Genomic DNA, 23,038 nt, shown 5'->3' with positions numbered 1-23,038 from the left:
TTTACAAACTCAGAAATTTGGGTATTACTTCACCACAACTCTCCTCATTTCTTCTAAATTTAAAACTTGATAAGCGTACTCATCGACATCGTGCAATTCCAATTCCCCTATTGCACCCAAAATTTTTTCCACACTTCCAAATCTCAACTCGGGATCAATATTTAAAATGCTTTCCATCCTATAAACACTGTTATCTCTCTCCAGTATTTCTATTGCAAAAATTTTCTTCGCTATTTCCACTTCCTCACCAGTAAAATGCAAACCCTCCAATAGATTCTCCATTCTCTCGCATATACTCTTAAAATCACGGGAATTTGCCCCCACATAGAGGAAAAATCCTCCTTTTCCATTGTGCCATTCCACTTTCGATTCAACCATGTACGCATCCCTATGAAACTCTCTCCACAGCCTGGAGGTTGCATAGTTTCCGAGTAAGATGCTTAGAAGATATGTGCGAATATCATATTTGTCCAAAGGAAATGCGCACACGATTTCAGCGTTTTTCATATCCTTTTCAATTATTTTCTCCCTTTCCCCATATACTATTCTCTGCACTTCAGGTCTGCTGTGCCCCTCAGGTATGGTAATGTTTGGAATATCAATACCCTCAGAAGCAAGAAGAAGAGAATTTCCCGAGTGATAGTGTTTCCTGTGCCATTCCCTTAACTCCTCAATTCCTATGCTGCGGAACTCATCCTCTGTTCCCATACTGTACCTGAAATCCCATTCAAAAATTAGGTTGCGAGCCCATTCATAAGCTAATTCCCATGGATAGAAATCGCTCTCTTTTACAACGGCAGGAATTATTTTGCTCTCTTTCTCCTCCTCTACCTTCTCGGGTGGAAATGATGGATGGTAAACGAGAGACAATAGAATCTCCAAAACATCTTCAGCATCTTCAGGAAGGGATGAAAAGAAGAAATTCGTTCTATCCGCTTGCGTCTCCCCATTTAGCATAACTCCATATTTTCCCACATCCATATCGGGCTCTGGATGCTCACCACTTCCGAGAAAAACAGAATGCTCGAGAAAATGGGATATTCCTCTCATTCCCACGGGCTCATGGCTCCAGCCAACATTCACGCTTAGCAAAACATTGGCGAGTTTCTTGGGTCCATTCACAGATTTAACTTTCATAAAACTGAATGTTCATACCTCCCAAAAATCTTTTTATCCCAAGTGCCAATCTCCAAGTATGTATCCTGATGTTCAAGGTCTTCAGCCAGAAAAAAGGTACAAGATAACCCGCGTAGGAGTTAAGAATGTGGTAAAGCCCATATTCGTTAAGAGGGGGGATAAAACAGTCACTCTTGTAACAACGATAGACATATTCGTGGATTTACCACCATCAAAGAAGGGCTCCGATATGTCTCGCAATATGGAGGTCATATCTGAGATTTTAGAAGAGAGTATAACTACTCCGTGCACAGGCATAGAAAACTTAGCAAGCAAGATAGTAAAGAAGGTTATGAGAAAACATGAATATGCGACTTATGCCGAGGTTAATTTAAAGGCTGATTATTTCCTTGAAAGAAAAACCCCTTTAGGAAGAAAAACAATAGAGAGGTATGGGCTCATAGGAAGGGCGAAAATGGATGAGAGCGGGGTAAAAAAAATGGTTGGGGTTGAAGTTGTTGGTATGACTGCATGCCCATGTGCAATGGAGACTGTTAGAACTATTCTAAAAGAGAAATACAAAGATTCTTTGCTCAACGAGATACCCGTGCCAACCCATAACCAGAGAAACATGGCGACTGTGATGCTCGAAGTTCCAGAAGGATATGAAATCGAAGCAAACGATTTGATAGAAATCATAGAAAATTCTGTTTCTTCTCCAACCTATGAAATTCTTAAAAGAAGAGATGAAGGAGAGGTCGTGCTGAGAGCGCATGAGAATCCAAAGTTCGTTGAAGATGTTGTAAGGGAGATACTCCATAGAATATTGCAGAAGTACAAACAACTTCCAGATGATGTGTTAATAATAGTGAGGAGTGAAAGTGAGGAGAGTATACACAAACACAATGCCTTCGCAGAGCGCATCACGACTTTGGGAGAGTTGAAAAAATGATAGGAATAATAGGTGGAAGCGGGTTATACGATGGAATTGAAGGTATAGACGGCAAGGAGAAAATTGAGAAAACAGAGTATGGAGATGTAAAGGTTTTCATAGGTGATAACTTTGCATTTGTATCCCGCCATAGTAATCCTCCAAAGCCCCCACACAGGGTCAATTACCACGCCAATATAATGGCATTCAGAGAATTAAATGTGAAAAATATAGTTGCAATAAGCACTGTAGGCTCATTGAAGGATAATATAAAGCCCGGGAGTTTCCTGCTGCCCGCTAATTTGCTTGATTTTACAAATAGGGTATGGACATATCACGACAATGAGCTGTACCATGTGAACATGTACGAGCCATTTTGCAAAGAATTAAGAGAAAAAATTAACGAAAAATTGAGCATCCCTGTAGGTGGCACATACGCAACCATGAAAGGCCCCCAATTTGAAACGGCTGCAGAGGCGAATATGCTAAGAATTTTAGGAGCCGATATAGTTGGTATGACCGTTGCTCCAGAAGCAAAACTTGCAAAAGAACTCAATTTATGCTATCAACCTATCTGCATCGTGGTAAATTATGTAGATGGAAAAACTTCTCATAAAGAAAACTTGAAAGTTATGAAAGAACTGAATGAACAATTGAAAAAGCTCATCCAGGAACTTTCCAATTTTGCATAGAGACGAAAAAAATATTAATAAAGATTGATATACTCCGCCCGGGTGCATAAAATGAAAAAGGCGTTGATAGTTATAATAGTGATAAGTGTATTGTTGTTCAGTGGCTTTTCAGTGATACCAGCTCTTGCACAGGCACATCATAGCAATACCCAACATTTATTCAAACCTGTAGATGAACCTATTGCTTACGACATCCATTATTTCAATCAAGGTGACGCAAAGTTCATGATGGAACATATAAAGGATATACAAACGGGTAATTTGAAAGCTGGAGGATATTATACCGGTTTCAAAACACCCTCTAGGCACACCATAGAAAACTCTGTTGGAAAGTTAATGGTAGTAAATTCTGTATATGCTCCAAGAGGATTTCCCTCAACTCTAGATTTATCAAAGGATCCGAGATTTCCTAAAGTAGGCAATCAGGGTGCCCAGGGTTCTTGTGCAGCTTGGGCTGTAACATATTACAGCGAGGGTTGGCTCCAGGCATACACACATAACTGGACAGATGCCCACTATGGCTACAACAAGCATCATCTTATGAGTCCTGCATGGACTTACAACAAAGTGAATGGTGGCTCTGATCAAGGTTCAAGTTTCATAGCAAATATGTTAGTTCTATATCGTTTGGGAGGAGCTACAATGTACACAATGCCCTACAACGACCATGATGCTGTCTCTTGGGGAGATGAAGCTGCTTGGAGAGAAGCCCCATTATATAGGATACAGGATGGATATGTACTAAATGTGAGTGCCATAATAAACACTACTGTAGGAACAAACAACGCTCCAACACAACAGCAAGTTGATAACTTAACCAATGCCATAAAAGCTGTACTTGCTGAAGGCTACACAGTTAATTTTGCAATAGATGCAGATGAATATGACAATATCTTCAATAACGGAGGAAATTACATAATTTCGTACAGTGAGTATGATGCAAGCGGTTCTCCCAATCATGCCCAAACAATAGTTGGCTGGAATGATACTATAAAGGATAATGGAGATCAAGGAGCTTTCAAGATAGTTAACTCCTGGGGAACCGGCTGGGGTGTAGGAGGTTACTACTGGATAACATATAAAGCAATGTACAAAATACTAGCCATGGGTCAGGGTTGGCCTGATGCTTATTATATGACACCTAGACATAACTACCAGCCAAAATTATTAGCCACATGGAATGTTGATCCAAATCATCCAGGTACGAGAATCACTCCAATAGACCTTGGTATTGGTTCACCTTCTCATCCAATTCAGATAAAACGCTCAATATTTGGAAACATCTCGCCGACCTCTTATAACGGAGGAGACCATCCATTCCCAACATTCTTAGCAGTGGATTTGACTGACTTTATGGGCAACTTCAGTTATAACTCCTCTAATGAATTCTTCCTTTATGCACACAAATGGAGCAAGAAGATGATAATTACCTCATTCCACATCGAATATTACCCCAACAAGTACATACCCGGAAAACCATATCAGGTATCCGATAACTCTCCCGATGTCCCTGCTTTACAGGACTCTTCGCATGATGCAATTGTCAGAGCATATCTTAGGCCAATACAACCATTCCATACAATAAAAATTAACTCGAATTCAGATTTCACTGCAAGCAACGGTGTCATAGGAGGCAATGGCACTAAAGATAATCCATACATCATAGGTTGGTGGGACATAGATGCCAATGGTAGTTCTTATGCAATAAGCATTACCAATACAACCGCCTACTTCATAATTGAAAAATGTTACTTACATAATACTTCAAGTGGCTATGGTATAGGGCTTCATAATGTACAAAATGGATATATAATGAAGAACAAAATCTACGACAATTACTATGGTGTATTCTTCTACGCTTCTTATCACAATACCCTTGCATCAAACCAATTCTTTAACAACACACATCCAGTATATGTGTCCTCATATCCAAAAGCTCTCTATTACAATCAAACCATATATTCAAACAATACAGTTGGTGGTAAACCGCTTTACTACATCAATAACAAGGATGGATATACACTAGCAAATGTAGACGCAGGGTATATTGGAGTATTTTACTCAACAAATGTAACTCTAAATAATGTGACCATAGATGGCGTGGGCGAGTTATTCATAGAGCGTTCATCCAATGTAGAAGTTCTCTACAGCATGGTGAATAGCTCTTACTGGGGAGTTACCATAAGGTATTCCAATTCCATAAAGGTATTTGGCAGCTATTTCACAAACAACATATTCGGAATAGTGATGTACAGTGTTAAGAATAGTGTCATAAACAACAATACTTTCTCAAACAATAGATACGGCCTGAGGGTTAGCAGTTCTTATAATAACACGATATATCACAATAATTTCATAAATAACAAATATCAAGCATATGACAATGAGAACAACACATGGTCTTTAGCGCCGCCAGTTGGAGGTAATTACTGGAGCGATTACAACGGTACCGATGCAAACCATGATGGATTCGGAGATACTCCTTATGTAATACCCGGAGGCTCTGCAAAAGATTATTATCCACTCATGAAAGCTTGGGATGCCGTGCCTCCTAAAGTGTCAATAAGCTCACCCACAAACGGAAAAATATTGGCAACCTCTTCAATAACGGTTTACTGGAACGGTACAGATAACATCGGCATATCCCATTATCAGGTGAAGCTAGATGATGGAAGCTGGATAAATGTCGGCAATGCAACCAAATACACATTCAACAATGTTAAAGATGGACAGCATACAGTGTATGTAGAAGCATTTGATTTCTCCAATAACTCCGCAATCGCACAGGTATCGTTTGAGGTTGATACAACTCCACCACAGATACACTTCATATCTCCAAAGGAGAATTCTTATGTTAACACATCAAATGTATTGATAAAATGGACATATAGCGATGAAAGCAAGGTTATATTTATGATCACTATCGATAACAATCTTCCAATGCCTGTTGGAAGCAATACACAGTACTTAGCCCAAGGGTTGAAAAGCGGAAAACATGAAGTAACCCTTTTGGGCATGGATGCTGCAGGAAACAGGAGAACAGTATATTTGAACTTCTCAATAGATACTATACCTCCAACAGTGCAGTGGAATATGAGTATTCAAAGTGGCTCTTGGATAAACACAAATACTATTACACTAAAATGGATTGCAAGTGATAATGTAGCTGTGAATTACTCTGAAATTCAATTAGATGGCAGCAACTGGAATAACATAGGCAATGTGAACGAATACACATTTACAAATCTAAGCAACGGTTTGCATAATGTTGTCTTGAGAGTATATGACAAAGCTGGAAATTACAATCAAACATCCTTTAGCTTCAAAGTAGATACAAAAGCTCCAACATTAAATATAACTGCTCCAGAGAATAACATGATAACAAACAGCTCTTCTATCACAGTAAAATGGAGCGGCAGCGATAACTTTGCAATTGCATACTATGAAATAAAAGTGGATAATGGAGCATGGAAGAATGTTGGAAATTCCACATCATATAATTTAAATCTCCAGGATGGACAGCATACCATTTATGTCAAAGCAGTAGATGAAGCGGGAAATTCCAAGGAGAAATCCATAGCAATAACAGTAGATACACAGGCGCCTACAATAGAGATCACTTCTCCAACGGAGAACTACAATACAACGAATAACTATGTGGTAGTATCTTGGAGCGGTAGCGACAACCTCGGAATCGCATACTACGAGATAAAGATAGATAACGGAAGCTGGACAAAAGTTGAAACACAGACATCTTACAACTTCACAGGCTTAAGCGTGGGGCAACACACCGTAATCATCAAAGCAGTAGATAAAGCCGGCAATTCGAACACAGCCAAAATAACCTTCCAAATCAAAGAAGCAGGTGGCATGACTAGCCTCGTCATTGGGCTTTCTATACTAGTGATAATAATCATAATTATAGTGATAGCAGTAGCAATGGTGAAAAAGGGTAAAAAACCAAGGGAAGTCAGAGAAAAAGAAATGGAAAAAGAAGAGAATTCCGAAGAAACAGAGGAAGGATCCTCAGAAGAAGATCTTGAGGAATAATCCCCTATTTTTCTTTTTTATTCTAAAAATTTATTATCTTTTTTTGTATTACCGCCTTTATGGGGCCGTGGGGTAGCTTGGCATCCTTCCGGCTTCGGGTGAAGGGGCACCAAAGTTCCCCTTTCAAAACCCTTCCTTGCCCCAACCGGAAAAGCCGGAGACTCGAGTTCAAATCTCGGCGGCCCCACTAAGCCCCTTTCTTGGGAAGAAAGGTGCTTTACCCCCAAAGAATTAAAAGGGGCTTCATCTCGAAAGAAATTCATTCTTAGGTTGCAGGAGGTAAAAACTACTATGTTTGGGGGTAAATGAGCATCGCGAGATGCGAACACGCACTGCTTTAGCAGAGCTATGGCACCTTTTCTAAAGGGACTTTTAGGAACTCGCTGGTGGTTCTTGAGAAAAGTGTTTTATCCTAAAAGAATTCTAAATGGGTGAGTTTAGAAAGAGAGTCCCAAAGGCATTATATGATTACATCTCACAGTGGTGCTGAGGGGTCTTTATCCAATAAATTTGTGAGGTAGATGAGAAATATAAAAAAATAAAGCACCGATTACCCTCACCCCTGAACACTGTGGGTAATGGAAAGCATTAAATATTAAACTCAAAATTCACCTCTGCTTCGGGTGATGGCGTCCACCCCGAAACGCCCGCGTGGCTGATGACGCCTTTTCGCATGAGGTGACGCCATATGATCCCTGAGATAGTAGCAGGTTTAGTGCAGGTATTGACCGTGTTAGCCCTTTCGCCGTTAATGGTAGGTATATTGAAGAAATGGGAAGCTAAATTTGAATCCAGAAAGGGTATATCCATTTTCCAGCCGTACTACGACCTTGCCAAGTCCTTCAAGAAGGAGATAGTTGTGCCAGAAGATGCGGGTTCTCTTTTTATCTTGGCGCCCATGCTCTCATTCACCGCATACCTGATTCTACCATGGGTTGTGCCCATAGTGTTCGGCTCTCCCTCGTGGTTCGCACCGCTGGTGGATTTCCTTGGCGGGGCGTTCTTATTTGGATTCGCATCTTTCTTCTCTGTGATTGGAACTGAAAAAACTGGCTCGTATTACACGGGCATAGGTGCCACAAGAGGAGTTACATTCGGCGCCTTCGCCGAACCTGTCCTTATCACCGTTTTCTTTGGAGTCGCACTAATCACGGGAACGAACAATCCTTTCCTGACAAATGAAACGTTGAGGAATAATCTATCGTGGATGCTCTCCCCCACGCATATTCTTCTCATTACTGCGTTCTTCCTTCTTCTTCTCTTCGATACCGGAAAATTGCCCATAGAGAGTCACGGAATGGGAGAATTGGGAATGATCGGGCAGGGAATGGGTTTGGAATATTCTGGGCCGCTATACGCGTTAAAATCGTGGGGCTCATACATGAAGCAGTTCATCCTCTTCTCCGTGTTCATAAATGTATTTGCAATGCCGTGGTTCATACCCCTTCAGGTTAATGCTCTTACTATCCTGTACGGTATTGCTTTGCTCTTTGTGAAAATGCTCGTTGTGATATTTGCCATCGTTTTGGTGGAAATTTCCGTGGCGAAGATTCGCCTGTTCAAAATTATTGATTATCTCACCTTCTCGTACCTCACCGCGCTCTTAGCTGTGATATCTTTCTTCCTGGTGGGAGGTGTGCCCCAATGATAGCATACGAGGCCACAATAGATTTTTTAGGAGTTCTCATTCTCCTCTACGGATTTGTAATAATTGCGGAGAATTATATTCACAGCGTTATAAGGCATCTTCAGGCGCAGACCATAATTCTATCGCTTCTCATAGGAATAGTTGGGTTCTACCTTAGAATGTGGGAGCTTATAGCTCTAGCAATATTCACGCTGATTTTCAGGGCATGGCTAATTCCCAATATTCTTCTAAAAGATATAAAAAAGGAGAGAGTGTGGGAGCACAGAGAGTTCGGAGCCAAGGCAAAGTCCTCTCTGATTGCGGGAATAATAACCGCGATAGTTGGAATCATAGCGTACCTCGTCATTTACAATGTCATAGGCACATGGAAGGGCATGATCCCATTCATTCTGCTTCTCTTCGGTCTTTTGATAATTGTTATGCGGAGAAACGCACTGGCCCAAATTTCGGGGTACATTGTGGAAGAGAACGCTTTACTTTACTTAGGAATCGTCTTTTACCCCATCGGGTTTTTGCTGGAAGTTGGAATTTTGTTAGATGTGATTGGCGCAGTTCTTCTCGCGGTAATTCTCAGCGCGGAGAAAGAGTACGGACCCATGGAAATTGAGGAGCTTGCGGGGTGATGAAAATGCAGGAAATTGCAATATATGGAATATTTGTCGCCGTTCTCGGGGCCTCTCTTATTTCGCTGATTAAGAATAACACCTTGGCCACACTGAGCAATATCCTTGCTTCTTCTGTGGCTTTCATTCTGTCCCTCTATCTTCTCATCCAGCCAGATTTCCACAATTCTTGGCTGTATGTGGACTTTGTAACGAAGGTTATGTTTCTCATCATCACCATGATTTACCTCTTCGCCGCCCTCCATGCCAATGTTTGCATGCGAAACATAAAAAGATTCTTCATCTCGCCCAACTACGGCTGGTCTCTGCTGGCCGGTTTTACTCTCACTATGTTATTGGCAGTAAGCACACCCTCATTGGGCTATGCGTGGCTGTGGCTGGAAGCATCCACCGTGATTAGTGCAGCTCTCATTCTCATGGAGAAGGAAAAGAGCCATGTTGAGAGCGCATGGCGCTATGTCCTCATCGCCTCATCAGGCCTTGCAATTGGGCTATTTTCAATAATTCTCTACGGAGGAATCACGGGAGGGTTCACATGGGTAAACGCAACGATTTCAAAAGGTGCGCTTTTAGTTGGCTCCCTCGCTCTCATCGGGTTTGGAACCAAAGCGGGGCTGTTTCCCATGCACACATGGCTCCCCGATGCCCATGGTACTGCACCTTCCCCCGTGAGCGCCCTTCTATCCGGAGCCCTTTTACCCTCATCACTTATTGTTTTTTACAGGATTTACGGGGTCATGCATTCTCTTCCTCTATTCTACCTCACGGCGATTTTGGGAATTCTCACGATCTGGGTCGCATCTTTGCTTATGATCTCTCAGAAAAGAACGAAGAGATTATTCGCCTATTCCAGTATGGATGTTATGGGAATAGCCACCGTTGGAATATCGCTGACCTATTTCTATCCCAGCGCCATTTACTTTGTACTCGTTGTATTCCTCGCTCATGCGTTCGGTAAATCCGCGCTGTTCCTCTCGGCAGGCACGCTCAAGAGGCACGGAAAAGAGGAAATAAGTGAGATAAGAAATCTAATTGAAACTTCAAAGACACTCAGTTTCGCAATTCTGGTATCCGCACTGACAGTCACAGGAGCCCCGCCATTTGCAATGTTTTTCGGAGAGTTTGGAATTTTCATCGCGCTTATCGCTCATCCATGGCTGTTCTTCTTCCTGATTTCCGGAGTTCTGCTCTCTTTTCTAGCGCTCAATTATCACGTAGTATCAATGCTATTCTCCGACGGCGAAGAGGGGAGGATAAAATTATCCGAGTCAATGGTTCCGTTCGGAATCTCAATTGCATCTCTATTTCTAATCCTCATTATTTACTTCTGGGGGTGGAACCTATGAGCGAGGAGTTCAAAGACCCCATGAAAATCAATGACGCGCTGACTGCCATACTCCCTGAAAATAATGGTTATCGCTTCATCTGGACAAACTACGAAAACGGAGAGATAAAGCACACTTTGTGGGAAAATATACCAGAGGGATTCTACGAAAGAAGACCGCTCGCGAGGGCTTTCATGAATAATTATGAGATAGAAGCGAAGGATTGCGGAAAGGTGCTTACTTATGGCCCAGCCGCTGGTGGACTTGGAGAGGCGGGAGCGTTCAAAATAGCAACCTGCGGTGAGAGAATAGATTCCCTCGTTCCATATCTGGGATTCAAAAAGAGAGAAATGTTAAATAAAGCCATCGGAAAGGAGCCATGGGAAGCTTTGCCTTACGTGGAGAGAATAACCGGGCAGTTTTCAATTTCCTACGCCTCGCTATTCTACGGGCTGGTGTTTGGAATTGATTGCCCCGATTATTTACTATTTGCGAAAGAGTTGGAGAGGGTGCACAATCACATCTGGGTTATGCACAAGCTCGCGGGGGATGCGTCGCAGAAGGTGGCAAACATGCATCTCGCTGCCATAACAGAAGAGTTTTTGCGCCTCAATCTTAAAACTCTGGGCCATCGCTACGGCATGAACTTCCTGCGTACCGGTCCGAGGAAATACGATAAATTCCATGAAAATTTAAGCGAGCTGAAAAAATGGTTCTTAGAGACAGCGGAAGAATTATCCGATTCGAGAATATTCATCGATAGACTTCAGACCACATGCATTCTTAAAAAGCTGGATATTTTAAGGAACGATGGGGTTGGTATTCCGGCGAGGGCCAGCGGGGTTCTGAGAGATGCGAGAAAAATTGGAATTTTCAAAGATCTATATGGGGATTATTCTCCGCCCATGGAGAGCTACGGCGACTCGCTTTCAAGATTTTTGATACGAGTGAAAGAGGTGGAAAAGAGTTTTGAAATACTTGAGAGTATAGAGCTGAAAGAATGCAAAGTTAAGAGAAACGCGAAGAAGGATGGTTTCTACGAGGGTATGGCGGAAGCGCCCCCCGGAGACATTTACATGGGTGTGAAAATTGAAAAAGGGAGGGTGAGAGAAATAATCATACGTCCGCCCTCTCTGGTGATGTATCACGCTTTCTCCGTGGGAATTCGGGGCAATGTGTTCACCGATTTCCCCTTCGCTCTGGACAGCTTCGGTGCGTATTTCTCAGACGCGGACATTTTCGGGAGGTGGGGGTGATGTGGCTTGCAAAAGGCCTAAAAAGAGGCACAATAACAACGAAATTCCCAAAAGAGGAGGATAAATCCATACCGAAATCACTCTATGACAAAGATTGCGGATTTTCCTGCTTCAACTCGTGCATGAATGGATGCGAAGAAAGGGATGATGAAATAGAAGTGCGTAGGAAAATACCGTTCAATAAATCGGTGCACATATTCGTTTTAGATGTTGGCTCTTGCAGCTCATGTAATAGGGAAATCTCATTGCTAGGTGCTCCACAGTACGATATGAATCGCCTCGGCTTCTTCTTCACGCCCGTGCCAAGGCATGCGGACATCCTCCTCGTGATAGGCGAGCCCACGGAGAAGATGATTCCAGTGCTTAAAGAGGCGTATGAGCAAATGCCCAAACCAAAAATAGTTGTGACCGCTGGAGCCTGTGCCAACGAGAAAATAGAGAAAATAATAAAAGTGGATGCCCGCGTCTCCGGCTGTCCCCCGCAACCTATTGCGATACTTAAAGCTCTCCTGATGCTCACAGGGAGGTGGAACCCATGAATCCCATTTTGATTGTTCTCTCAGTTTATCTGCTCGCTGGACTCCTCGGATTTAAATTTAAAATGACATCTTACCTTCTTACTGCCATCGGCTCATCGCTGCTGTTGTACTTCTCTTTCTTGGGTGAAATTGGAAATGAAATAAGCGGTTATTTCATAATTCTCTCCTCCATTGCTTGGCTATTTCTATCCCTCTACTCTGTAGGCTACGATAAAAAGAGCGGGTTGCTGGCCAGCACCTTTGCGTTCACCACGGGAGCAATGACTATAATTCTCACATCAACCAATGCCCTTTCTTTCCTAATCGGATGGGAAGGAATGACCATCGCATCGTTCGTGAGCATATATTTACATAAGGATTCAAAGAGAGCTGCCTACATGTTTCTCGCGTTTGGAGAACTGAGCACTCTTTTGATACTCACCGGCTTCGCTTGGGCATCCGCGGAATCTGGAAGCATAATATTCTCCGCGTGGCATGCCTTGGGTAATTGGAGCCTAATTTACCTTCTCCTTGCCTTGGGATTCATGATTAAGATGGCCGTGGTGCCCTTCCATATATGGCTTCCGGAAGCACACTCAAAGGCCCCTGCAAACATGTCCTCGCAGCTCAGTGCGGTTATGACTCTCATGGGACTCTTCGGCATGATTTCGTTCTTACAATTCGGAATCCCTGCATCATGGGTTGGCCTCGTGATTTTGATAATGGGTGGCATAACGGCAATAATCGGTGCTTTCTACGCCGCTGTTTGTGACCATGTTAAGAAATTGCCAGCGTACAGCACAGTTGAGAATGATGGAGTCCTAATAGCTATGACCGGAGCTTTAATAGTAACGTACGAAGTTCAACAGGTCATCGGAGGATTCATCCTTCTCGCCCTATTGTTCTTTGCGTTTGCGCACACAATCGCGAAATCTCTTTTATTTGCTGTTGCCGGGCATCTGGAAAAGAGTGGGGGAGAATATTTGGGAAATAAATATTCGCTTACAAGATGGACAGCCCTTGCAGGGTACTTAGCTGCCATTTCCCTCGCGGGCGTCCCGCCGTTGCCAGGGTTCATCGGAGAGTGGGCAGCCCTTGAATCCATGTTCCAATCTTTCTACATATCCGACATACTGGTTCGCCTTGTGACCGTGGTTATCGGGGCACTGGTTGCTCTAACTGCGGGGATAAGCATAATCGCCATGAGCAAGTTCATAGTCCACGGGGTAGAAAGAAGAGAGAGAAAGAATGCGAATTTGGGGGACATCGGCTTTGGAATAGGCGCTGGAGTGCTTCTTCTTGCAGGTATCTTTCCCCAGTATATTTTCTCAATAATTTCTCCGACGGTTATGGGGATAACCGGGATATCCTCTAAGCAATATCTCGGGAAATTATTGGGAATACCCAATGGGATGCTGATAATCTCCGGTAAGGGATTCGGTGTGCTATCTCCTACGATGATTGCTCTGTTCATAGCCATAAACTTTGGCATAGTTTACGCTGCCATGAGAGCAAAGTGGAAAATAAGAAAGGTGAAGCCGTGGAGCGGAGGTCTTAGGAACGAGGAGTATCCAACCAGAGGGCATTCTTCCATACTACTTCTAACGCAGAAATGGCTCTTCAGAACGGAGGAGATGAAACAGAGAGACATGGTTCATAACTCATACCTTTCCATATCCAAATTTGCAGTGTATTCCTCGGAGAGATTCAGGAAAGCCCTAATGCCCGGAAACGACAGGAGATATGTTCTCTACATCCTATTGACTCTTTTGCTCATTATCTTCGTGGCAGCATACAGTTTTTGAGAAACAATTTTATATCACTTTCTTTCTCTACTTTTATGATTCTCTTACCACTGGGTGCTGCTACGAATAAACCGGTTGTACGAGGTTGTAAACTTTGTGAAGAAGGGGCAAAGATGGTTCTTTTCGTAACGGGTATATGCCATGCCGGGTGCTTCTACTGCCCTCTCAGCAAGGAGAAGATGAATAGGGATGTCATTTTTGCAGATGAAATGCCCGTGCATAGCGATGAGGATGTTCTTTTGGAGGCAAGATTGATAGATTCGAAGGGAACAGGAATAACAGGCGGAGATCCCATGGAGATGGTTGATAGAGTTATTCACTATATTCATCTTCTCAAGGATAATTTCGGAGAAGAGCACCACATACACCTTTATACTGCTTCAGGAAGCAAAGAGAAAATAGAGAAATTGGCAGATGCAGGCTTAGATGAGATTCGCTTTCATCCACCTCCTCAATTATGGACAAAAATGCAGGGAAGCATATACGAGAAGCGCTTAAATTGGGCAATTGAAAGTAGAATGGATACGGGAATTGAAGTACCCGTGCTTCCTGATATGAAAGATGAGCTTATTGCGTTGGTAAAATTTGCAAACGATATGGGCGTTTTTGTAAATCTAAACGAGCTTGAATTCTCTGAAACAAATTATAGGGAGCTAAATATGCGCGGTTATGAGCCAAAGAATGATATTTCCTCCGCAGTGAAAGGAAGCGAAGAAGTTGCCTATGAGGTTGTTGGTATGGACTGGGACATAGTAGTGCATTACTGCTCTTCTGCCTTCAAGGATGGAATACAAATGCGCAGAAGGCTTATGAGAAGAGCAAAGAATATAAAGAAGGATTATGAGGAAATCACGGAGGATGCCACTTTGATTTTAGGGATAATCGAGGGAAAAAATTTACAAGAAATATACCAATATTTGAAGGATAGGTACAATATTCCTGATAACTTAATCTCTATAAATTCTCAACGCAATAGGGTTGAAATCTCCCCCTACATTCTCGAGGATATTGCTGGGGAACTGCCATGGGATGCATACGAAGTTGAAGAATATCCAACTTGGGATAAGTTGCAGGTTGAAAGGATAAAATTGAACTGAGTGGAAAAGTATTATAATACTCCCTTCTATTTTCCCTCTTGTGAATGCATACATTAAATTAATGCGTCCCATCAACTGCGCAATGGCATCCATAGCGATAATTATGGTTGCCATAATAGTTAAGGGTCATACCATAGGCAATTACTGGCTTAATATAATATTTGGAATGTTTGTTGTGTTTTTTGCAGTTGCAGGGGGAAACGCTCTAAACGATTATTATGATAAGGAAGTGGATTTGATTAATCACCCCGAGAGACCCATACCATCTGGTAAGATCAAGCCTAAGAATGCTCTAATTTTTGGCATATCTATGTTTATATTGGCTCTAATTTTTTCATCTCTCATCAACTTTATTACATTGATAATTGCTATTGCGGCAGAAATAGCCATGTATGTTTATGAATCAAATTTGAAAAACAAAGGGCTTTCTGGGAATACCACTATAAGTATCCTTGTGGGCCTAATTTTCATATTTGGTGCTGCAATTTTTAGCGTAGAAGCCATACTTCGAATAACCATATTCGCTCTAATGGCCTTTGCTTCAAATTTGGGAAGGGAGATAGTCAAGGATATTGAGGATATGGAAGGGGATATAAATCGTATAACACTTCCAAAAAAAGTTGGACGAACAGAGGCAGGTATAATAGCCCTAATATTTTTCATCCTTGCAGTTGCATTTAGTCCTTTACCATATGTATGTATGGGTTTTAGTATTTACTATCTCTCCACCGTTCTAATTTCAGACGCAATATTCATATATGCCGCATTAATCCAATTTAAAAATCCAAGGAAAGGACAGCAATATGCCAAAGTTGGAATGATAATAGGTTTGATTGCATACATGATTGGAGGATTAACATAGGTGATAAAATGAAAGTTATGGATTACATAATAAATGAGATTCGTGCCAGAAAAATGCATATGACTTTAATAGACCCTGCAAAGCAAAGTCCGGAAGAAGCAGCGAAAATGGCGAAAGAGGCGTACGAGGCTGGCACAGGAGCAATAATGATAGGAGGTTCCACAGATCTAAGCAGGGAAAAGGTCGATGAAACAGTTCTAAAGATAAAGGAAGCGGTTCCTATTCCAATAATTCTGTTCCCAAGCGGTGCACATGTTATATCGAAATACGCAGATGCCATCTACTTTATGAGCTTACTGAACTCAAATAGCCCTGAATACTTAATTAGGCAGCAAATGATGGGCGCGCCAATAATAAAGAAACTTGGAATTGAGCCCATTTCAATGGGCTACATAATCATAGAGCCAGGGATGACTGTGGGAAAAGTTGGTAAGGCGGAGTTGATAAGGAGAGATAAGCCAGAAATGGCTGCTGCATATGCTCTTGCAGCTCAGTACTTTGGTATGCAGCTAGTTTATCTAGAAGCAGGAAGTGGAGCTCCAGAGCCAGTACCACCGAAGATGGTTAAAGTGGTTAAAGATTGGATTGATATTCCGTTAATTGTCGGTGGAGGAATAAGGAAAGCAGAGGATGCAAGGAATATTGTAAAAGCAGGTGCAGATATCATTGTAACAGGAACCCTTGTTGAAGAGGTAGAGGATATAAAAGCTGCTGTATCAGAAATTGTTAAGGCAATTAAAGTTTGATTCCTTGCATTATTCTTTTTGTTTTTTTAATTGTTCCAGATGTTCTGTAAGTTTTTATTCCATTATTGTGCAATATTTCTAAAATATCATCCTTGTACCAATGTCTGCATCTTAATATTGCAAAATTATCATCATAATACACGATTTTTGCCCAAGAATCTATTTTTCTAATCTCATTTATCAATTTTCTAATTTTGGGCTCATTTTTAAGCAATATATACCTTCTTCTTCCAATCTTATCTTTCACAACCACAATAACATAATAGAGGCACATGATAAATCTTTATTGCCCAAAAGATTTTTATCTAAAATCCCATAATCCTTGGAGGCGGGGGTTCTCGAGCTTGGCCAAAGGGGCCGGACTTAAGATCCGGTGGCGTAGGCCTTCGTGGGTTCAAATCCCACCCCCCGCATTTTATGCGGTGTAAGATTTGTGGTAAAGAGGCAGTTACGTACGCATTCGGAATGAACCTCTGCAAGGAGGATTTCAACAGGTTATTTGAGAGAAGAATTGAAAAAGTGCTAAAGAAATACAAGCCTGAAGGAAAAATTGCCATAGCTCTCAGCGGAGGAAAAGATAGTATGGTGCTCCTGCATTACTTTGCTGAGAGAGATTACGATATATTTGGGTATTTTATAAACCTGGGAATCGGCGAGCATTCGGATAAGATGGAGAAATTAGTAAGGAATGCTTGTAAAGAATATGGTGTGGAGCTCATCGTCACAAACCTCCGAGAGGAGTATGGGTTCGGAATTGAAAATGTGAGAAGAAAACCCTGCTCCGCCTGCGGAACGGTGAAGAGGTACCTGATGAACAAGGTGCCAAGGGAGAATGGAGCAAGCGTTGTTACCACGGGGCACAATATGGATGATTTCCTGGATTTCTTCTTCAAAAATACACTTGCCAAAAATTATCAGTGGAACAGAAACATGGTACCGTATTTACCAAGCGAGCACCCAAAGATGCTTCCAAAGATTCGACCTCTCTATCTCTTAGGGGATAAGGAGATAGGGATGTATGCAAAGCTCAACAATGTGCCCTACTCCTCTGATAAATGTCCCCTAGCAAAGTTCTCAGGCTGGAAAGAGATATTCTACGAAATAGAGGCAGAAAAGAAGAATTTCAGGTACCAGATGATTCTCTCCATTTGGGAGATGGCAGATTTCTTTCCAGAGGAGAGGAGAGAGCTGCGAGAATGCAAAAAATGCGGTGAGCCTACAAGTGGTGAAATTTGCGCTTTTTGCAAGTTGCGCGATAGATACGGCAACCCTTATAAGAATTGAATACATAATGCCACTATGCTTGCCAATTACATAGAACTCTTTGGGGATGTGGTGAATTTTAAGGGATTAAGCTTAGAGGAAGTGGCAGAGGAGATGAAGAAGGAGCGAAAGAAAATTCTCTATTTTGAAGATATAAATGGATACAATGCAGTAGCCAATCTCTGGAGCGAGAGATGGAGATTTGAGGTGTTTTTTAATATGCACATGCTTCCCCTCCTGTTAAAGAGCATAGAAGAGCCAAAAGATTACAAAATTGTTGATTTGGATATGTGCAGTGAGGATTTCTCATTATTATATTTTCCATTTCCAAAATACTATCCCAAAGATGGGGGCAGATACATCACATCAGCGATAGTATATGCAGAATACGGGGGAAAAAGAAATGCATCCTTCCATCGCATGATGCTCTTAGATGAGCACAGAGCCGCCATTCGCCTGGTGCCCAGGGACCTTTACGGAATGCATAAGGATGCTGTAGAGCATGGGGAAGAACTGAAAATAGCAGTTACAATAGGCAACGAGCCGAATATGCTCCTTGCAGCTGCAACATCTTCGGAGCACGAAGAATTGCGCATATCCTCGGCCATAAAGCTAAATGCTCTCGGTAGAGAGGAGGAAGTTATGCGTCTTCCCAATGGTATTCTCGTACCCTACAATTCTGAAATTGTGCTGGAGGGAAGAATAATAGATGAGTATGTGGATGAGGGGCCATTCGTGGACATTACAGGCACATACGATATTGTACGAAAACAGCCCGTGGTTGTATTTGAGAAATTCTATCATCGAGGCAACCCCATATTCCACCTCCTTTTATCCGGTGGCTACGAGCATTACAACCTCATGGGCATGCCTCGGGAGCCGACAATATACAGGGAAATAAAAAATAAGGGTGTGGATGTTCAAGATGTGTATCTCACTCCCGGTGGATGCTCATGGCTGCATGGAGTTGTGAAGATTCGCAAAAAAGACGAAGAGGATGGCAAGAAGGCAATAGAGGCCGCATTTAAGGGACACGGGAGCTTGAAGCATGTGGTCATAGTGGATGAAGACATAGATATTCACAATATGCAGGATGTAGAGTTTGCCATAGCTACCAGGTTCCAGGGAGATAGAGATCTTGTGATATATGAGAGGGTGTGGGGAAGTTCCTTGGATCCAAGCTCTTATGGTAAGGAGCATTTAACTACAAAAATTGGTATAGATGCTACAGCACCATTAGGTAAATTAGATGAGTTTAAGAGGGTTTCATAAGGGGGTAAGTTGCAACCCTACAGAAAAATAAAATAGGAGAGATAAATAAAGGATGAGCAGGAAATTAGAGTTATACAAGATTGTGAAGATAGGATTAAGAGCAATGAAGAGGGCGAAACTCCCGCTTTACTGGAGCAAGTATTCTAGGAAGGACTACACTCTGCACCAGCACATAATGCTGATAGTGCTGGTGCAGTATGCAGGAAGCATAGAAAGAATGCTCCAGATTGTGCGAGAAATGAGAAAGATAAAGAGGGTAATGAGATTGAAGAAAATCCCCCATAAAAGCACAATTTCAAGAGAGTTGAGAAGAATACCAGAACGATGGATTCGCATTGTGCTTAGAGAAATAGTGAAAATAATGGGAATACCCAATAAATTTGCAGTGGATTCCACAGGTATTCAAATTTATTACCGTTCATACTACTACACACAGCGAATCGGAGAAGTAGGAAAAATAAGAGAAGGATTGAAATTGCATGCTGCTGTGGATATTGAGAGGAAGCTCATTACCAATGCAATAGTTACAAAATGGCACACTAACGATTCACCGTACCTCATTCCTCTTTTGGAGGAAGAGAGAGTAAAAGAAGTGTATGCAGATAAGGGCTATGATTCTCTACGTAACATACGATTTGTTCTGAATAAAGGAGGAACTCCATACATAGCAATCCGTAATAAAGCAAGAAGAGGATTGCGAAGGAGATTGTTAGAAAAGAGCAAATCACCTGACTGGAAAAAGAAGTACTCGCATAGAAATGTAATTGAATCAGTCTTCCACTCTTTCAAAAGAGTTGTTGGAGATTACATATTTTCCCATTCTTTCTCTGGTGCTTCTAAACTCCTGCTCTTCAAAGTTCTTGCCTATGATCTCTATGTCTAATCCTTCCTTATTTTTATTCTTCTTTTTTCATGTTTTTCGAGGAATTCAACTTAACCTCATAAGGAAAACTTATATATGGCATATCTTTTATACCCACTCCATAAAGGTGATATGAATGAAGATGTCACATGGTCCAAGGGCAAGGTCGAGAAAGAAGATGAGGAAGAAGGTTAGGGAGAGAGGTATGGCTCCCATACGCAGATACCTTGCTAAATTTGAGATTGGTGAGAAAGCTTCCATAGTTATAGATCCTTCCGTACACCATGGTTTCCCACATCACCGTTTTCATGGCTATACTGGGGAGATTGTGGGTATGCAGGGTCGTGCTTACAAAGTTAGGATTAGAGATGGGGGAAAATACAAGACATTAATCGTGCATCCTGTACATCTTAGGAAGGTGAAGTAATGGCTAAATACCTCACTCTTGCGGAGGTTAAGGATATTCTTAGAGAGGAGAATGAAAAGAGAGATTTGAATTCCTTACAAAAATCTGCATTAGCTCATGCTGAGGAATTTGCAAAACTTAGTGCTGAAGATTCCAGGAAGCTTGTAGAGGAGCTTATGCAACTTGATTTTGTAGATGAGAGACATGCTGTAAAAATTGCAGATATATTACCAATACATCCAGACCAGGTTAGAGTTCTTTATACAAAAGAGAAAATAGTTCTTCCCCCTGAAGACATAAAGAAGATTCTGGATATTGTGGCCAAGTACATCTAAGGGGGTTTGAAATTGGAAGATTATGCATATATTTTGGATTATTTACCACAGGGTAGGGCTGAAGAAAAAAGTTTTAGGAGAACTCCACTAGCCATAGCTGTGGGAGATAATGAATTTAAACTTTTTGAACTAATACCCAAGCCAAATGTCTCTATTGTAATTGGAGAGAGAGTCTACATAGGAAAAGATTTGAACAAAAGGGAGAAGATTGAGCATGTGAAAAGGAGAATCGCATATGATGAACTCACACACGCAGCAAAGAGCGAACTTCCCTATGTTTTAGAGGATATAGTGAAAAATCGAGAAGAGTTCTTTATCAAATTCTTCAACGAAGCACATCCAATAACTACTCGCTTACATATGCTTGAGCTTCTTCCAGGATTGGGCAAGAAAACAATGTGGGCTATACTCGAAGAGCGAAAAAAAGGTCCTTTTAAGGATTTTGAGGATCTGCGCAATAGAGTAAAACTTACTCATCATCCTGTTAAACTCATTGTGAACCGCATTCTCTACGAGCTCCAACACAGGCACGAGAAGTACAAGATATTCGTGGCAAGATAATTTGTAGAAGTCACAAATTTTTGATTTTCATAATTTACTCTCTTTTTTGTGTATAAATTATAAGGGCTTGATTTTACCCTTTCTTATGTATATTCTACCATTTTCTTCGTAAAAAAGTATGTACTCGCCTTCTTCAACACCACCCAATTTATCCTGCACCTTCTTGGGAATTGCTATCTGCTTTCTTATAGTAACTTTTGCTAAAGCAAAGAAATCTTTTTTCATGTCTGCAAGTTAATAGGATTTAAAATAAAAATCGATTACACTGAAACAAGATTACAAGAAAAAGATTAAATAGGTTAAAAAATATATACTTCATCGGTGATTAAATGAGAGCTGCTAAAATATTAGTGACCACCATTGCTGCCGCAATGATTTTTACTGGGTTTTTTGCCATATTTGCGGCAGCAGAGGGAACAAGTTTTGATGACGCAAAAGTAATTGGCCAGGGAACTTATAGTGGAATGGTTACTAGTGACTACTATTATAAGGTAAATGTACCAGCATATAAGGCAATCTTAGTGACTTTGACTGCAGGAAATAACGCGTGGGTATCTCTCCAAATATATAATAATGAAAGACAAGATGTAGGATTATGGGGTCATGCTAGTGCAAATGATGGTGAAAAAGATTACGCATTTTATGATGGAAAATCAGTCACTTCCTATGCGGTATATATCAAAATATCAAATCTTCACTTTTTTACATCTAGTAATTATACTATACAAATCGAGTTTAGACCGGGAGATGTTATGGCTGGCGCACAGGAAATAGAGCCTGGCAAGAATATATCAGGTATGTTGAAAGGTTCATTAGAAGCACATTGGTACAAAATAAATGTTCCACCTTACAAGGCACTTTTAGTTACACTCACAGCAAAAAGTAACTCAGAAATAGAACTAGAACTGTATAACAAAAATCGTGAAAGTATTGGTTCACCGGCATATGCAGAGAATGGGGGTAGCGATACAACATTTTATGATGCCAAGTCTACATCTTCTTATACTGTATATCTCAGAATTGCTAATTCCAAACTTTCGGAATATAGTGGATATACCCTAAGAGCCGAGTTTAGACCGGGAGATGTTATGGCCGGTGCTCAAGGGATTTCAAATGGACAAACAATTTCTGATGAAATAAAATGCTCTTTTGAGGCACATTGGTATAAAATAAATGTTCCCAAAGGAAAATTACTAAATGTCTCATTTACCAGCAATGGTGGAGAGATAGATGTTACCTTATATAATTCCGCCGGCAATGTAGTAGACTGGAAATACGGAACAAAAGGATATGTAAACACAGAAACTTTGGGGGAATCTGGAACAATTTATATTAAAGTTACTGCATATGAATATCACAACACGGTTAACTATACAATAACTCCACATTTAAAAACCGGTTCTTCGGATGTAGAACAAATGAGTAATGTCATAGCTACAACATGCCTTGGAGGAATAATAATAGCCATAGTTATCATAGTTCTTATTATAATATTGATTGTAAAGGTATCAAGAGGCAAAAAAGAGAAGACACAAATACAACAACCACCGAAAACTCCTTAATAATTTCTATTCTTCTCTTACTATTTTTTGAATAAGCTTAATAAAGACATAAGAAGTTAAGTTCTCTAATGAACTCCACAACATTTCAAAGAATATTGAAAGTCCTTG

The 23,038-nt window shown here is 41.2% G+C and carries 22 protein-coding genes, 2 tRNA genes and 1 riboswitch; of the genes, 21 read left to right on the top strand and 3 right to left on the bottom strand.

From position 1 onward, the window contains the following. Positions 1-24: 24 nt before the first annotated feature. On the bottom strand, positions 25-1,137 hold the full coding sequence (locus ABOO_RS03930; RefSeq protein WP_008082310.1) for a M16 family metallopeptidase: 1,113 nt from the start codon (positions 1,135-1,137) through the stop codon (positions 25-27). Between the two features lie 58 nt (positions 1,138-1,195). Between ABOO_RS03930 and mptA the strand changes: the two genes are divergently transcribed. From mptA to ABOO_RS03865, 13 genes are all read left to right on the top strand, one after another. Next, positions 1,196-2,068 (top strand): GTP cyclohydrolase MptA, encoded by an 873-nt coding sequence (gene mptA, locus ABOO_RS03925; RefSeq protein ID WP_008082493.1) that lies wholly within the window; start codon positions 1,196-1,198, stop codon positions 2,066-2,068. After that, positions 2,065-2,739, top strand: a complete 675-nt coding sequence (locus ABOO_RS03920; protein ID WP_008082201.1) for an MTAP family purine nucleoside phosphorylase — start codon at positions 2,065-2,067, stop codon at positions 2,737-2,739. Before mptA ends, ABOO_RS03920 begins: the two co-directional genes overlap by 4 nt. A gap of 51 nt (positions 2,740-2,790) precedes the next feature. Beyond that, positions 2,791-6,789, top strand: a complete 3,999-nt coding sequence (locus ABOO_RS03915; protein WP_008082496.1) for an Ig-like domain-containing protein — start codon at positions 2,791-2,793, stop codon at positions 6,787-6,789. Between the two features lie 61 nt (positions 6,790-6,850). Continuing rightward, positions 6,851-6,976, top strand: a tRNA-Pro gene (locus ABOO_RS03910). 426 nt (positions 6,977-7,402) lie between these two features. Further along, a riboswitch (Fluoride riboswitch) is annotated at positions 7,403-7,464 on the top strand. Positions 7,465-7,477: 13 nt separating this feature from the next. Then, on the top strand, positions 7,478-8,437 hold the full coding sequence (locus ABOO_RS03905; protein WP_008082264.1) for a respiratory chain complex I subunit 1 family protein: 960 nt from the start codon (positions 7,478-7,480) through the stop codon (positions 8,435-8,437). Beyond that, positions 8,434-9,060: a hypothetical protein gene (locus ABOO_RS03900; RefSeq protein ID WP_008082341.1), complete on the top strand. Its 627-nt coding sequence runs from the start codon at positions 8,434-8,436 to the stop codon at positions 9,058-9,060. The genes ABOO_RS03905 and ABOO_RS03900 overlap by 4 nt, the downstream gene beginning before the upstream one ends. 5 nt (positions 9,061-9,065) lie before the next feature. Then, positions 9,066-10,406 carry a proton-conducting transporter transmembrane domain-containing protein gene (locus ABOO_RS03895; RefSeq protein ID WP_008082456.1) on the top strand — a complete coding sequence of 447 codons (1,341 nt, stop codon included), beginning with the start codon at positions 9,066-9,068 and terminating at the stop codon, positions 10,404-10,406. Next, positions 10,403-11,641: an NADH-quinone oxidoreductase subunit D-related protein gene (locus ABOO_RS03890; protein ID WP_008082654.1), complete on the top strand. Its 1,239-nt coding sequence runs from the start codon at positions 10,403-10,405 to the stop codon at positions 11,639-11,641. The genes ABOO_RS03895 and ABOO_RS03890 overlap by 4 nt, the downstream gene beginning before the upstream one ends. Then, positions 11,641-12,180, top strand: a complete 540-nt coding sequence (locus tag ABOO_RS03885; protein WP_008082251.1) for an NADH-quinone oxidoreductase subunit B family protein — start codon at positions 11,641-11,643, stop codon at positions 12,178-12,180. The genes ABOO_RS03890 and ABOO_RS03885 overlap by 1 nt, the downstream gene beginning before the upstream one ends. Beyond that, the gene (locus ABOO_RS03880) at positions 12,177-13,964 is read left to right on the top strand and encodes a proton-conducting transporter transmembrane domain-containing protein (RefSeq protein ID WP_008081973.1); all 1,788 of its coding nucleotides are present in this window, start codon (positions 12,177-12,179) and stop codon (positions 13,962-13,964) included. Before ABOO_RS03885 ends, ABOO_RS03880 begins: the two co-directional genes overlap by 4 nt. Positions 13,965-13,999: 35 nt before the next feature. Next, positions 14,000-15,061 carry a radical SAM protein gene (locus ABOO_RS03875; protein WP_012997224.1) on the top strand — a complete coding sequence of 354 codons (1,062 nt, stop codon included), beginning with the start codon at positions 14,000-14,002 and terminating at the stop codon, positions 15,059-15,061. Between the two features lie 40 nt (positions 15,062-15,101). After that, the gene (locus ABOO_RS03870; RefSeq protein ID WP_236614073.1) at positions 15,102-15,923 is read left to right on the top strand and encodes a UbiA family prenyltransferase; all 822 of its coding nucleotides are present in this window, start codon (positions 15,102-15,104) and stop codon (positions 15,921-15,923) included. A gap of 8 nt (positions 15,924-15,931) precedes the next feature. After that, positions 15,932-16,669, top strand: coding sequence for a phosphoglycerol geranylgeranyltransferase (locus ABOO_RS03865; protein ID WP_008082137.1), 738 nt, complete (start codon positions 15,932-15,934; stop codon positions 16,667-16,669). Here ABOO_RS03865 and ABOO_RS03860 read toward each other — a convergent pair. Further along, positions 16,659-16,922: an Rpp14/Pop5 family protein gene (locus tag ABOO_RS03860; RefSeq protein ID WP_236614074.1), complete on the bottom strand. Its 264-nt coding sequence runs from the start codon at positions 16,920-16,922 to the stop codon at positions 16,659-16,661. The genes ABOO_RS03865 and ABOO_RS03860 overlap by 11 nt on opposite strands. A gap of 75 nt (positions 16,923-16,997) precedes the next feature. Here ABOO_RS03860 and ABOO_RS03855 point away from each other — a divergent pair. The 7 genes from ABOO_RS03855 (at position 16,998) to ABOO_RS03825 (ending at position 21,368) form a co-directional block, all read left to right on the top strand. Further along, a tRNA-Leu gene (locus ABOO_RS03855) sits at positions 16,998-17,082 on the top strand. Positions 17,083-17,134: 52 nt separating this feature from the next. Then, positions 17,135-17,953, top strand: a complete 819-nt coding sequence (locus ABOO_RS03850; protein ID WP_008082051.1) for a PP-loop family protein — start codon at positions 17,135-17,137, stop codon at positions 17,951-17,953. Between the two features lie 15 nt (positions 17,954-17,968). Next, positions 17,969-19,204 carry a UbiD family decarboxylase gene (locus tag ABOO_RS03845; protein ID WP_008082692.1) on the top strand — a complete coding sequence of 412 codons (1,236 nt, stop codon included), beginning with the start codon at positions 17,969-17,971 and terminating at the stop codon, positions 19,202-19,204. A 52-nt stretch (positions 19,205-19,256) separates the two neighbouring features. Continuing rightward, a complete protein-coding gene (locus ABOO_RS03840; protein WP_008082381.1) occupies positions 19,257-20,087 on the top strand; it encodes a transposase in 831 nt (276 codons plus the stop codon). A gap of 115 nt (positions 20,088-20,202) precedes the next feature. Continuing rightward, positions 20,203-20,493 carry a 50S ribosomal protein L21e gene (locus ABOO_RS03835; RefSeq protein WP_008082306.1) on the top strand — a complete coding sequence of 97 codons (291 nt, stop codon included), beginning with the start codon at positions 20,203-20,205 and terminating at the stop codon, positions 20,491-20,493. Continuing rightward, positions 20,493-20,807, top strand: a complete 315-nt coding sequence (locus tag ABOO_RS03830) for an RNA polymerase Rpb4 family protein (RefSeq protein WP_008082188.1) — start codon at positions 20,493-20,495, stop codon at positions 20,805-20,807. The genes ABOO_RS03835 and ABOO_RS03830 overlap by 1 nt, the downstream gene beginning before the upstream one ends. 12 nt (positions 20,808-20,819) lie before the next feature. After that, positions 20,820-21,368, top strand: coding sequence for a DUF655 domain-containing protein (locus ABOO_RS03825; RefSeq protein ID WP_008082088.1), 549 nt, complete (start codon positions 20,820-20,822; stop codon positions 21,366-21,368). A 57-nt stretch (positions 21,369-21,425) separates the two neighbouring features. On the opposite strand, the gene ABOO_RS03820 is transcribed toward ABOO_RS03825, so the two are convergent. Continuing rightward, positions 21,426-21,593, bottom strand: a complete 168-nt coding sequence (locus ABOO_RS03820) for an AbrB/MazE/SpoVT family DNA-binding domain-containing protein (RefSeq protein ID WP_008082093.1) — start codon at positions 21,591-21,593, stop codon at positions 21,426-21,428. Positions 21,594-21,697: 104 nt separating this feature from the next. Here ABOO_RS03820 and ABOO_RS03815 point away from each other — a divergent pair, with 104 nt between their 5' ends. Beyond that, positions 21,698-22,930 (top strand): PPC domain-containing protein, encoded by a 1,233-nt coding sequence (locus ABOO_RS03815; protein ID WP_008082586.1) that lies wholly within the window; start codon positions 21,698-21,700, stop codon positions 22,928-22,930. The last annotated feature ends 108 nt before the right edge of the window (positions 22,931-23,038 follow it).

Origin of the sequence: Aciduliprofundum boonei T469 (genome assembly GCF_000025665.1) — an archaeon.
Classification (GTDB): Archaea; Thermoplasmatota; Thermoplasmata; order Thermoplasmatales; family Aciduliprofundaceae; genus Aciduliprofundum; species Aciduliprofundum boonei.
Note: the sequence above shows the minus strand (reverse complement) of the source record. Positions and strands in the feature narration are given on the sequence as shown.